At 59.3% G+C, this 221-nt stretch carries 1 pseudogene; it reads right to left on the reverse strand.

Annotation, left to right across the window (positions count from 1 at the left end):
* Window positions 1–221 (reverse strand): annotated as a pseudogene (locus tag AF337_RS44125) (LLM class flavin-dependent oxidoreductase); the annotation flags it as partial.

Here is a 221-nt window from a genome sequence, read left to right on the forward strand (position 1 = left end):
GGCTGCACATGTGCTCGAATTGAGCCTCTGTCGGCGGCGGCCACCCTCGTTCCTTTCCCGCTTCCGTAAACATCTGAAACCAGCCGGGGAAAAACGCCTCTTTCGCAGCCTTGTCGGTTTCTGCGACAAAGCCGAGAGCATGGACACCGATCTTCTGCTTGTCCGGATCATGGCCAGCGTCGCGCCAAGCGTCGCGATAGAGTTCCACAAGAGGCCGGAAG

Origin of the sequence: Rhizobium ecuadorense (assembly GCF_001187535.1) — a bacterium.
In the GTDB taxonomy this organism is placed as follows: domain Bacteria; phylum Pseudomonadota; class Alphaproteobacteria; order Rhizobiales; family Rhizobiaceae; genus Rhizobium; species Rhizobium ecuadorense.